Raw genomic sequence first — 12825 nt, 5'->3', positions numbered from 1 at the left:
AAATAAAAGCAGGGATTGTGCGATTCCCTCCCCTGGGAAGGGGGTAGGGAAGGGTTTTAGCGAGATGCCTGATCATTGCAATGGCCAATAAGCCCCTGCCTGCCAATACACAATCCCAACGCACCCCTCCCAAGGGAGGGAATAAAAAACTCACGATGCATATTCATGAATATAAAATAGTTAACACGCGATAGTTTGTTAACATTAAGTTCATATTGAAATACTTCTTTTGTTTGTCTTTTTGTGCGCAGGCACCAAGAGACAACTTCTTTGCAATGACAATCCGCTTAGTTTTCAGATATGATTAAACGCTACATCAGGCTTATTCAATTAACCTTTTACCTGTTTATATTAATATCTGGTACAGCGGTACGTGCACAATCCAACAAAACCGACCGGTTTCAGCAGCTGCAATTGCTCTCTCAGCAACATCCCGATTCGGTACTCCTCGTGCTGAAAAAGATCCATGCTGATGCAATTCAGGATAATGATAACCTTGCTGCTGGTTTGAGCCTGCAGCAAATGGGGCAGATCTGTTTTAACCAAGGGCATTATGCCCAGGCCCTTGATTTTTATTTACATGCCAATAAGGTATTTGGGCAGGTTGGCAATAAGGACCTGCTGGCCGAAAATTTGGGTAAAATGGGGATCCTGTATTATTACAACAGGCAATCAGATAAGTCATTCCAGTTATACAAAAGAGCACTGACTTTATATAAGGTAACCAATAATAAAAAAGGCCAGGCCGAGATCTTTGGCGCTATAGGCCACCTGTACGAAAAGCACCATAAATACGACAGTTCGTTTTATTACCAGCGACTGGCCCTAAGTAGCTACAAGCGGATAGGCGACGATTACGGACAGGCAAAAATATACGAGAACCTTGGCAGCATTCATGAGGACCTGGCAAATTACGATTCATCATATTCCTGCTTTAAAAAATCGTTAGAGATCTACAACAAGTACAATAATGAAGTTGCCAGTATTGAGGTGATCAATAATATAGGCGATATTTTGCGGAAAACCGGTAAGTACGAAGAGGGGATCATTCAATCGCGTAAAGCTTATGCATTATCGTTGAAAACAGATAACCTGTACCAGCTGGCAGCCTCCTGCCGTGATCTGGGCAAATCATATCAGCTGCTTAACAAATTGGATAGTGCTTATCATTACCTGGAACTCAGCCGTAGGTATTCGCTTGAGGTTTACTCAAGAGAAAGCATTAAGCAAACCTCATTTTTACAGGTGATATATGATATGGATAAGAAAAGCGATGAAATTACGCGCCTTAACAATATCCGTAAAACCAACCAGATAGTCACTATTGCAGGTGTTACTATATCCCTGCTGCTTATTATCCTGGGATTTGTAACCTTCAGCAGGCAGCGCCTTAAAATACGTGACCAGCGTGCCCTGGCCGAACAGAACCGCTCGATATTTGAAGCCCAACGCGATTTAATGGAATTGGAGTTGAAGAACAAGCAACTGGAAGAAGAAAGCCTTAAACAGCAATTGGACCTTAAGGGGCAGGAGCTGTCATCGCACACCTTAAACCTGATCAAGAATAACCAGTTGTTAGAGGGCATGCGCAATACGTTGCAGGATATGGTGAAAGAGGATAAACGCGATCAGAAGCGGCAGATGCAGCAAATTATTCAGCAAATAAATCAAAGCTTTAACCACGAGCAGCACTGGAGGGAGTTTACCGTTGCATTTGAACAGGTTCACCAAAGCTTTTTCGATAAGCTCAAGCAGCGCACTAATGATCTCACCTCAACAGACCTACGCCTGATTGCCCTCCTTAAGGTTAATATGGATTCTAAGGATATTGCCGGTTTATTAGGGATTTCTATTGATAGCTTGCGGGTTGCACGATATCGTTTAAGGAAAAAACTCAATATTGAACAGGGCGAAAATCTTACCACTTTTATACAGGCGCTGTAGTTTAATTGCCGCTGATTTACTTGTCTTTTTGTGGCTTAACATTAGCTTAATGTAACGGTAATTGAATGATAATGGAGGTTTTTATTTTTTTTATTTTATTGATAATCAGTTTATTATACTTTTATGTTGCCCTGTCGTATACACTGCATGTAACGCTGTTTCCTTTTTGTAACGCTATGTATTAATGCAAGTATGAGTTGTTTAAACACCTTTGCGCCGTCAAAAAGCAAATCACAATTGCATTAATCGTTTCGCAAAATGAAAAAATACTTACAAACATTATTACTCATGCTTTTATGCGTTACAGCCGCTAACGCAACAAAGCTAAAAGGTCATGTTTATGACCGTAAAACGGGTGAGCCTATGGTAGGCGCCACCGTTAGCCTCGACCGAACGAAGATTGCCACCACCACCGGTCTGGATGGTTCGTTTGAGTTAAAAGATGTACCGAAAGGTTCTTTTACCGTTCGGGTATCTTACATCTTGTACACTACCGCAACGCAACAGGTTGAAATTACTAAAGATGATAACCCGCATCTGAAAATTTACCTGGATGAAGCAAACAAGCAATTACAGGAGATCAGCGTTGTATCGCAAAAAAATGGCTCGACCGAAAGGACAGCCCGCCGAATTGAGCAGCAGGCCACACAGGTAATGAACATCGTATCGGGCAGGGCTATCGAGGTATCTCCCGATTTAACGGTAGCTAACGTTATCTCCCGCGTATCAGGTGTATCGGTTGAGCGTAATACCAACGGCGATGGCCAGTATGCCATTTTACGTGGTATGGATAAACGCTATAACTATACCCTGGTAAACGGCATCAAAATCCCAAGTCCTGATAGTAAATACCGTTACGTGCCGCTCGATATCTTCCCTTCAGATCTGCTATCAAGGCTGGAGGTTTATAAAACACTTACCCCAAACCTGGAAGGTGATGCTGTTGGTGGTGTTGTTAACATGGTCATGAAAGATGCTCCTGAGCGTTTTGAAATTAACGCTAACATCGCGGGCGGTTACAGCCAGCTGCTATTGGATCGTAAGTTTATGAGCTATGATTATTCAAGTATTAACCATAAGTCCCCTTATGAAATTAACGGTAAAGCCTATCAGGCAACGCAGGCCGATTTTGGTACCGGAACTTTAAATTATTCGCTTAAACATCCTGCACCAAACCTTGTTGGTAGCTTATCGTTAGGTCAGCGCTTTTTTAATAACAAATTGGGCGTGCTGGTAGCCGGTAGCTATCAAAATACCTATCGGGGTAGCAACAGTGTATTCTACAACACTAAAGTAAATCCAACGGCCGAGTATGCCGCGGTTACCAGCCGGGATGACAGGGAATATTCTGAACAGCAAAAACGTTACGGCTTATTTTCAAAAATTGATTACTTGTTAGATAGCCGCAATAAACTGAGCTTTTTTAATACCTATGTTAACTTAACCAGTATCCAGGTCCGCGACGAAAAATCTACCAATTTTTCAACTGATTACGACCCGGATAAAGGAAATGCCCAGTTAGGTTATTCAACCCGCAGCCGTTTTACCGAGCAACAAATTTACAGCGGAACGCTGCGTGGTGATCATAAGTTATTTAACGATAAACTTAAGGTACAATGGTCGGCAGTTTATTCTTCGGCCGAAAACGAAGTGCCTAACAATACCACCATCAGCCTAAACGGTGTACGCGAAAACTTTGTCGACAGGCGCACTTATCTCACTAACGGCACATCGCTTACCCACCGCTGGGAACGCAATACAGACGAAGATAAAGCAGGTTATTTAGACCTCACCTATACCGCACCAATTGGCGGTGTTAATGTCGATTTCTCTGCCGGTGGTTTATACCGCGATAAAGAGCGCAGCAGCTTCTATAACAATTATAACCTTGCTGCCGCCAATCCAGGCGCATTGTATGGTACTGATTTTACGAATTACACCCAACTGAATTTTAACGTTACAAATCAGGCGGGTGCAGTTGCCAATTCATTAACTAATGATGCATCTGAAAAGGTAGGTGCCGGCTATGGTATGTTTAAATTTACTACAAAAACTATTCAGGTAGTTGGTGGTGCACGCGTTGAGCACACTAATCAGGGTTATCACATGCTTTTTCCCCAGGGTGAATCACGGCCGACAGGTAATCAAACATACACTGATGTATTGCCAAGCCTAACGCTCAAATACTTTTTAACCGATAAACAGCAACTGCATGCCTCTTATTTCAAATCGATTAACAGACCTGGTTTTTACGAGATTATACCAGGAACCAGGCCGGGTGAGGACTATGACGAACGTGGTAATGCCGATCTGAAACATGCTATTGCAGATAATTACGATTTAAGATATGAACTTTTCCCTGACGCAAGCATGCAGTTTTTAGCCGGGGCGTTTTACAAACAGATTAAGAACCCGATAGAGTATAGTTTCCAGGCGGATGCTACACGCGGCCAGGATACTTATTATGTTCCGGGCAATTTCGGTACAGCTAAAAACTATGGATTAGAGCTTGATTTGGTTAAGTTTTTTAACAAGTTTGGCGTAAAAGCTAATTATACTTATACCCATTCACGCATCACTACCATCAAAGATACTTATATCGCCGATGCAAATGGTGATACCCACTTGACTACGGTGAATCAAACCAGGCCTTTATATGGTCAGTCTGAGCATATCGCCAACCTGTCATTATTATATAAGGACACTAAGAAGGGCTGGGATGCACAAATTGCCGGAGCCTATACCGGTCCGCGCATCAACACTGTATCGCAGTTTGTGAATAATGACCTTTGGCAGCGTGGCTTTATCCAGATGGATGCATCAGCCGAAAAACGTTTTAAAAATAACCTGAGCGTATTTATCAAAGCGGGCAACCTGCTTAATACCCCAGCTAAGTTGTTCCTGAAAGGTACCAACCCTGAAAATGCTACGCTGAAAGATGATAACATCGTAGCAAACGGACAAACCTTAATCCGCAGTGACTACTATAAGCAAACTTACCTGATAGGTGTTAGATACAAACTTTAAAATAATTTATCAATCATAAATAAAAGGCATTATAATGAAACTAAAACAAATATTCGCGGCAGTGCTGCTATCGGCCATAGCCTTTAGCAGTTGCAGGAAAGCCAACCTTGATGTTGACACCAGCTCAAACGATGGATCGGCAAGCGGTGAAGTATCAGGCGTTTGGGCTAAAGGCAGCATGCAGATCATTAAGGGTGATATTATTATTCCCGAAGGTAAATCGCTTACTATTGAAGAGGGGGTAACCGTGTTGATGGATACCATTGCTAAACCTGAATTTATAGTAAAAGGGAATCTGTACTCATTAGGTACCGCCGAAAACCCGGTTAGGATAACCGTAAACCCGGCATATCGTACCGACGCCAAAAAATTCGGAAAAATGTGGGGTGGGATCCTTGCAGCTAAAACCTGCGCCGAGCTGGTACTTGACCATACTATTTTGGAGTATGGCGGTAATACCACTTCTGATGCTTCAACGTCGGTAAAACAAGGCCTTTACAAAGCAGTAGCCGGCGAAAATGTACCCGCGTTGTGGTTTTCGAACGTTAACGGCAAACTGATTGTTGTAAACTCAACTATCCGCAACTTTCAGGAAGATTGTACTTATATAGAGGGTGGCAAGATCATTTTTGCCAACAATACTTTTTATACCACAGGGGTAACAGGCGGTGAGGCCATGAACTTTAAATCGGGCTGTTTGGCTGACGTTGGCTTTAACTTGGTTTACAGCGCCAACACCAATGCATTGAAGTTATCGAACTCGGGCGACCGTACGCCGCAGGCTTACATCATCTGTTATAATAACACCATGGTAAATACCGGCTGGCGCAGGCCATCGGCAAAGGGCGGTTCTATCTGGCTGGAAAACAACGTACATGCCGATATTTACAACAACCTGTTTGCAAACACCCGTTTTGGTATCAAACGCGACACCAAATCAACTGAAGATAAACGTACCGTGATCAGCAATAACCTTTACTACGGCTACGATCAAACTACGGTAAACCAGTTTCAGCCATCAAAAGATATTATTGGTGGTGTTAATGAGGTCAGAGGCACAAAAGCAGGCGATAACGATCCTAAATTTGTGAATTATCCTGAATCTACCCCGGTACTGAACGCAGTTTATGATGTAAACTGGGATTTTCATTTGCAAAGCGGTTCTCCTGCTTTAAATCATGGTATAACCAACTTCACCCGTCACCACGCTGCGGGTATCACCGTAAACGGGATAAATTACGTATCTCCTGCTCCGGCTAATTACATTGGCGCTTTCGGAACAAAATAAATTAACTCATGGCAATGATCCTGCATACTTCTGCAGGATCATTTTTTATTATTAATAAAAAATGAATAAACTGAGCAAATTAACATTTGTACTACTTGCTGTTGCCATAGGTAATACCGCCTGCGGCCAAAGCCAGATACGAAACGGTAAAGGGCTTACCATCCCGGGCAGCACAGCACCCGAAATAAAACCGGTAGTTATCACAGAACCTGTATTATATGATACTGATGATCCGGCCATATGGATCAACTCGGCTGATCCGGCTAAAAGCCTGATCATCGGCACCGATAAAAACAGCGAAGGCGCCCTTTATGTGTTCGACCTGCAGGGTAAAATTATTAAGGATAAGGTTGTTCGTGGCTTAAAGCGGCCAAACAATGTTGACCTGGCCTATGGGTTGATGCTTGGCGGCAAACCCACCGATATTGCTATTACTACCGAGCGCATGGCCCATAAACTGCGGATCTATTCATTGCCTGACATGAAACCCGTAGACAATGGCGGTATGGATGCCTTTGTTGGAGAAACCGGCTTTGAATACCGCGATTTAATGGGTATCTCCATCTATACTGCAAAAGATGGGAAAATGTATGCCATCGCGGGTCGCAAAAATGGTCCGCAAACCGGCGGATATATCTGGCAGTATTTGCTTGAAGATGATGGTACGGGAAATGTTAGGGCTACATTGGTACGTAAGTTCGGCAAATACAGCGGCAAAAAAGAAATTGAATCAATAGCTGTTGATAATGAGCTGGGGTACATCTACTACTCAGACGAACAGGTAGGGGTACGCCAGTATTATGCCGACCCTGAAAAAGGCGACCAGGAACTGGCTTTATTTGGCACCACAGGCTTTAATGCCGATCATGAAGGAATCTCGATTTATAAGCTTACGGATACAACCGGATATATCCTTGTATCTGACCAGGGTGCCAACCGCTTTCAAATCTTCAGCAGGGAAGGCACCAAAGCAAATCCTTTTGAACACAAGTTGCTAAAAATAGCCAACGTAGCCGCAAGGCAAAGTGACGGCAGTGATGTAACTGCTACTTCTTTAAATGATACCTTTAAACATGGCATTTTTGTGGTAATGAGTACCGATAAAACTTTTCACTATTATCGCTGGGAAGATATAGCGGGCAAAGAACTTAAAGTAAAATAGTAACATAATATAAAGAATCGTCATTGCGAGGTACGAAGCAATCCCCGACTTTACAAGTCGGATTTGCAAAGCTTCTCTGCTATTCGGGGATTGCTTCGTACCTCGCAATGACGCTTTTTCGGAGTTATAATATCTGGTTAATAATATCCAAAAACTCCAGCTGAAAACTTTCACCTTTATCCTCGTTATACCATTTCTGCAATGCTATCTTTTTTTCGCTCATTTCAATATGGTCTTTAACCATTTGAAGGTATAATCGCTGGCATTCGGCCGGTCGCGGCCCCCATGTCGCAAGGTCTTGATGGTGTTCATCTGCAATAATGATCTTGGGGATTGACCGGGTACCATTGGTAAGATAGCTTTCAATCAAAAACGGCGGCGAATCCCTTAGCTGATAATCAACTTTAATAAGCGGGTTTAGTTCCGAAAGGCGATGCAGGAACGGTATGGTATGCGAAGCATCGCCGCACCAAGCCTCGGTAATAACCGTCCATAATTGTGGTTTGCTGATCTTTTCGATGGCATTTGTCAGATCCGGGTTCAGTACACCAACCTTTAGCCAGCGCTGCTGACGCGACCAATTAAGCTTTGTATAATTTAAATAATCCGGGTTGTCGTACGGGGCCGGCGGATTAGGGCTGTTCAAAATATCGAAAAATAGCTGCTGATATGCTGTGAAATCCATAATAATTGCATTTGGCGCCATTTATGGCAATTCCTTTTACGATATGAAATTAAATAATGTGCGTGTGAATTTTGTTGATGTAGATTAATTTCGATAACCTTTACCAGGCTATGATTAATATACTATGTATTTTTGATTATCAAAGCGGGGTACATGAAAATTAAAATAAACAAACTGCTATTAACAGCAATTAGCCTGGTATGCACCGGCGCTTTATCTGCCTACAAATATTCGCCGGCTAAAAACGTTCCGGTTAAGTTTAAGCAGATCATGGGCGCCGATATTTCATTTGTCCCTCAGTTGGAAGCTGAGGGACATAAGTTTTATGATAACGGCGTAAACAAGGACCCTTTCACCATTTTGAAAGATCATGGCTTTAACTATGTACGGCTTCGTATATTCAATAATCCTAAGGCCGATAGCGGATACTCGGCAAAAGGCTATTGTGGTTTGGAAGATACCAAGAAGATGGCTCTGCGTATTAAAGAAGCCGGAATGGGCTTCTTACTCGATTTTCATTACAGTGATAACTGGGCCGATCCCGGTAAGCAATACAAACCTGCCGCCTGGAAAAAGCTCAACAACCAGCAACTGCAGGATTCTATAAAGGCATTTACCCGGCTTACCTTGCTGGCCCTAAAAAAGCAGGGCACGCTGCCCGATATGGTGCAGGTAGGCAACGAAATTAACCACGGCATTTTATGGCCCGACGGCCGTGTCAAAAACCCGGATACCCTGGCCGGCTTTTTAAAGGCTGGCATTAACTGTGTCAAAAGCGTGAGCAGCAATATCAGGGTAATGCTGCATATTGCCTGCGGCGGACAAAATGCAGAATCAAGATACTTTGTAGATAACATGCTCAAACGCGGCGTTAATTTCGATATCATTGGCCAATCATATTATCCCGAGTGGCATGGCACACCGGATAGTTTACGCAACAACCTTGCCGACCTCACCGCCCGTTATAAACAGGATGTGATAGTGGTGGAATATTCGCAGCGCAAACGCGAGGTAAATGATATAGCTTTTTCATTACCTGGTAATAAAGTTAAAGGCACTTTTATTTGGGAGCCCTTTAGCTGGGGCGAAACCTTTGTTGATAAACAGGGAAATATTAATGCGCATATGGCTACTTATGACAGCATTAGTAAACAATACCATATTCGGCTGTCCCTTGAATAGGAGGATCATGATACGCTTTGGCTTTATCATAGGATAAGTAAGGACAATTCCAATTTGCAGAGTCACTATATGTAGCTTCTTAAAGCGATTTTTCTAAAAATGCTTTGCATGTAGAATAATTGTTATATTGACATCAAATTTGCGATGCCTATTTATCGCAGCCACAATAAACCACAATGAAGATATTCCGGTTCCCCCTCCCGCTTAAAACGCGAAAAGAACGATCGTTTTTGATATTCCCTGCTGTATGTACGCTGATGTTATTTGCAGGATGTAGCCATGGGCCTTCCGAAAATTCCGGTCAGCCTTTATTTAAACTGTTGCAGCTGGAACAAACCCATGTTGATTTTGCCAATACCTTAACCGAAGGATTGAACACCAATGTGCTGATGTACGAGTATTTTTATAACGGCGGCGGCGTGGCAGTTGGGGACTTAAACGGCGATGGCCTGCAGGACCTTTATTTTACCGGCAACATGACCGATAATAAATTGTACCTGAACCAGGGCAATATGCAGTTTAAGGATATTACCGCAGATGCCGGAGTAGCAGGCAGGCCCGGTCCCTGGAAAACGGGGGTTACCATGGCCGATGTTAACGGTGACGGTAAGCTGGATATCTACATATGTTATTCGGGTAAGGTACGGGCCGAGAAGCGGGTTAACCAACTGTTTATAAACCAGGGAAACAATGCCGCAGGTGTACCCATGTTTAAAGACCAGACCGCTGATTTTGGCCTCGATTTCCCATCATTCAGTACACAGGCATACTTTTTTGATTATGACCGGGACGGTGACCTCGACCTGTTGTTAGTTAACCACAACCCAGGGCGGATCAGTATTATGGATGATGCCTTTGTTAAAGAGATGTCGGCCAAAAGGGATAACGAATCGGGGATCAGGCTGCTGCGGAATGACAATAATCATTTTACTGACGTTACCGTCGGTGCAGGCATTATCAATACACCACTGTCATATGGCCTTGCAGCCGGTATCGCCGATATTAACGGCGATGGATGGCCGGATATCTATGTATCCAATGATTACAGCATTCCCGACAGGTTGTACATTAATAATGGCAAGGGCAGTTTTGCCGATGAGCTCCAGAAACAGATTGGTCACAGCTCGTTTTACTCTATGGGGAATGATGTAGCCGATATTAATAATGACGGCAAACCCGATATCTACACCCTGGATATGCTTCCCGAAGATAACAAGCGGCAAAAACTGCTGTTCGGCATTGATAATTACGAAGCTTTTGACCTGAACCTGAGGGTAGGCTTTTATTACCAGTACATGCGTAATATGCTGCAGGTCAATAACGGCAATAACTCGTTCAGCGAGATAGGACAGCTGGCAGGCATCTCCAATACGGATTGGAGCTGGTCGCCCCTTTTTGCCGATTATGATAATGATGGCTGGAAAGACCTGTTTGTAAGTAACGGTTATACCCGTGACTACACCAACATGGATTTCCTGAAGTTTATGGGTGATAACCTTAAAGACCGGCGTGTAATGCGGCAGGACCTCCTGGATATTGTAAGCCAGATGCCATCATCGCAAATGAAAAGTTACCTGTTTAAAAACAATGGCAATACAACGTTCACCAATAAAAGTGAGCAATGGGGCATAACGCTGCCATCAAACAGTAACGGCGCCGCTTATGCCGATCTGGATAATGACGGTGACCTTGACCTGGTGGTAAATAATATCAATCAGCCTGCTTTTGTTTATGAAAACCAGGCGGCTAAACAAAATGACAACCATTATTTAGCTGTAAAATTAAACGGCAGCGGTGCAAATACGCAGGGGGTAGGTGCTAAGGTGAGCATTTATTCGGGCAATAAAACGCAATACCTGGAGCAGATGCCAAACCGTGGTTACCAGTCAACCGTTTCAACAGTACTTCATTTTGGATTGGGAAAAGATAAGCAGGTAGATTCATTAAGAATTACCTGGCAAAGCGGCAAATCGCAGGTGCTTCAAAAAGTAAAAGCTGACAAACAGGTTGTTTTAAATGAAAAGGACGCCACGGACGGCAGTCCTGCACAAAAACAGATCAACCCAATATTTAAAGAGGTACCTGCCCCTATCGCAGGCAGCGAAAGCGATAATACCACCAATGATTTTAAACGGCAGCCATTAATGGTTAACTCCATATCATTTTCGGGTTCCATCCTTACCAAAGGCGATGCAAATGGCGATGGGCTTGAGGATATTTACACCGGCGCGCATGATGGCAAAGCCGGTGTTTTGTACCTGCAGCAAAAGGATGGAAAATTTATCAGCAAAGCTGTACCCACCTTTGAAGCCGATAAAAACAGTACCGATGCCGCCGCTTTATTTTTTGATGCCAATGGCGATGGTAAACCCGATCTGTATGTAGCCTCTGGTGGCTATGCCGATTATAAACCGGATGATGTCTTATTGCAGGACAGGCTTTATCTCAATGATGGCAAAGGAAATTTTAACAAGACAAACAACGCTTTGCCCAAAATGATCAGCAGTAAAAGCTGTGTAAAAGCGGCCGATATCAATGGCGATGGTTTCCCCGATTTGTTTGTTGGCGGCAGGGTAATACCCGGAGAGTATCCCGAAGCGCCAGAAAGCTATATTTTGATCAATGATGGCAAGGGGCATTTTACTAATGAAACCGCAAAATATAACCTGGCGTTAAAAAATATAGGGATGGTGACCGATGCCGCCTGGGTTGACATGAATGGCGATAAAAAGCCCGACCTGGTGCTGGCCGGCGAATGGATGCCGATCACGGTTTTTGAAAATAGCGGCACTAAGCTAACCGATGCCACAACAAAATACTTTGATAAAAAATATGCCGGCTGGTGGAACTGTTTACAGGTAAGCGACATCAACCATGACGGCCATCCGGATCTTATAGCCGGAAACGTAGGTTTAAATACGCAATGTAAAGCAAGCGACGCCGAGCCTGCGGAAATGTTTTATAAAGATTTTGATGATAACGGCTCCGTTGACCCGATGCTTTGTTTTTACATTCAGCATAAAAGTTACCCCTTTGTAAGCCGTGATGAATTGCTTGACCAGATGAGTGTCATGCGCGGCCGGTTCCCCGATTATAAAAGCTATGCCGATGCTACCATGGACAAGATTTTTACTGCCGAAGAAATGAAAGATGTAAAAAAACTGACAGCCAATGAACTGGCTACAGCATGTTTTATCAGTAATGCACAAGGAAAATTAAAACAGGCGGTATTACCCTTACAGGCCCAGTATTCGCCGGTTTTTACCATTACTTCATTTGATTATGACCATGATGGCAAGGAGGATCTTTTGCTTTGCGGCAACATCAACAAGGCCCGCATCCGTTTTGGTAAATATGATGCTAACTATGGCGTATTGCTAAAGGGGGATGGCAGGGGTAATTACCAATATATAAACCAGCAGCAATCGGGCTTCAACATCCGGGGCGATGTCAGGAGCGTACTTCCATTAAATAACGTTTTACTATTTGCCCTTGATAAAGGCAAACTAAAGGCTTATAAGCAATAATACAAAGGCA

Annotated in this window: 7 protein-coding genes; 6 read left to right on the top strand and 1 reads right to left on the bottom strand. The window is 43.4% G+C overall.

Features of this window, described 5'->3' with window-relative positions:
• Window positions 1-300: 300 nt before the first annotated feature.
• The 4 genes from ACP26M_RS18720 to ACP26M_RS18705 all read left to right on the top strand — a co-directional run bounded on the left by ACP26M_RS18720 (window position 301) and on the right by ACP26M_RS18705 (window position 7421).
• Entirely contained in the window at window positions 301-1944 is a 1644-nt protein-coding gene (locus tag ACP26M_RS18720) for a tetratricopeptide repeat protein (RefSeq protein ID WP_426582248.1), read from the top strand.
• Between the two features lie 258 nt (window positions 1945-2202).
• Window positions 2203-4971, top strand: a complete 2769-nt coding sequence (locus ACP26M_RS18715) for a TonB-dependent receptor domain-containing protein (RefSeq protein ID WP_426582247.1) — start codon at window positions 2203-2205, stop codon at window positions 4969-4971.
• Between the two features lie 34 nt (window positions 4972-5005).
• Window positions 5006-6259 (top strand): right-handed parallel beta-helix repeat-containing protein, encoded by a 1254-nt coding sequence (locus ACP26M_RS18710; RefSeq protein ID WP_426582246.1) that lies wholly within the window; start codon window positions 5006-5008, stop codon window positions 6257-6259.
• A gap of 61 nt (window positions 6260-6320) precedes the next feature.
• Window positions 6321-7421, top strand: coding sequence for a phytase (locus tag ACP26M_RS18705; protein WP_426582244.1), 1101 nt, complete (start codon window positions 6321-6323; stop codon window positions 7419-7421).
• 124 nt (window positions 7422-7545) lie between these two features.
• Here the strand turns inward: ACP26M_RS18705 and ACP26M_RS18700 are convergent, their stop codons facing one another.
• The gene (locus ACP26M_RS18700) at window positions 7546-8106 is read right to left on the bottom strand and encodes a thioredoxin family protein (RefSeq protein WP_426582243.1); all 561 of its coding nucleotides are present in this window, start codon (window positions 8104-8106) and stop codon (window positions 7546-7548) included.
• A 153-nt stretch (window positions 8107-8259) separates the two neighbouring features.
• Between ACP26M_RS18700 and ACP26M_RS18695 the strand changes: the two genes are divergently transcribed.
• Both ACP26M_RS18695 and ACP26M_RS18690 read left to right on the top strand, forming a co-directional pair.
• Window positions 8260-9288, top strand: coding sequence for a glycoside hydrolase family 53 protein (locus ACP26M_RS18695; protein WP_426582241.1), 1029 nt, complete (start codon window positions 8260-8262; stop codon window positions 9286-9288).
• Window positions 9289-9464: 176 nt separating this feature from the next.
• Window positions 9465-12815, top strand: a complete 3351-nt coding sequence (locus ACP26M_RS18690) for a VCBS repeat-containing protein (RefSeq protein WP_426582239.1) — start codon at window positions 9465-9467, stop codon at window positions 12813-12815.
• The last annotated feature ends 10 nt before the right edge of the window (window positions 12816-12825 follow it).

Source organism: Mucilaginibacter sp. R-33 (genome assembly GCF_049949235.1).
Classification (GTDB): Bacteria; Bacteroidota; Bacteroidia; order Sphingobacteriales; family Sphingobacteriaceae; genus Mucilaginibacter.
This window is presented reverse-complemented; position numbering and strand designations above follow the sequence as displayed.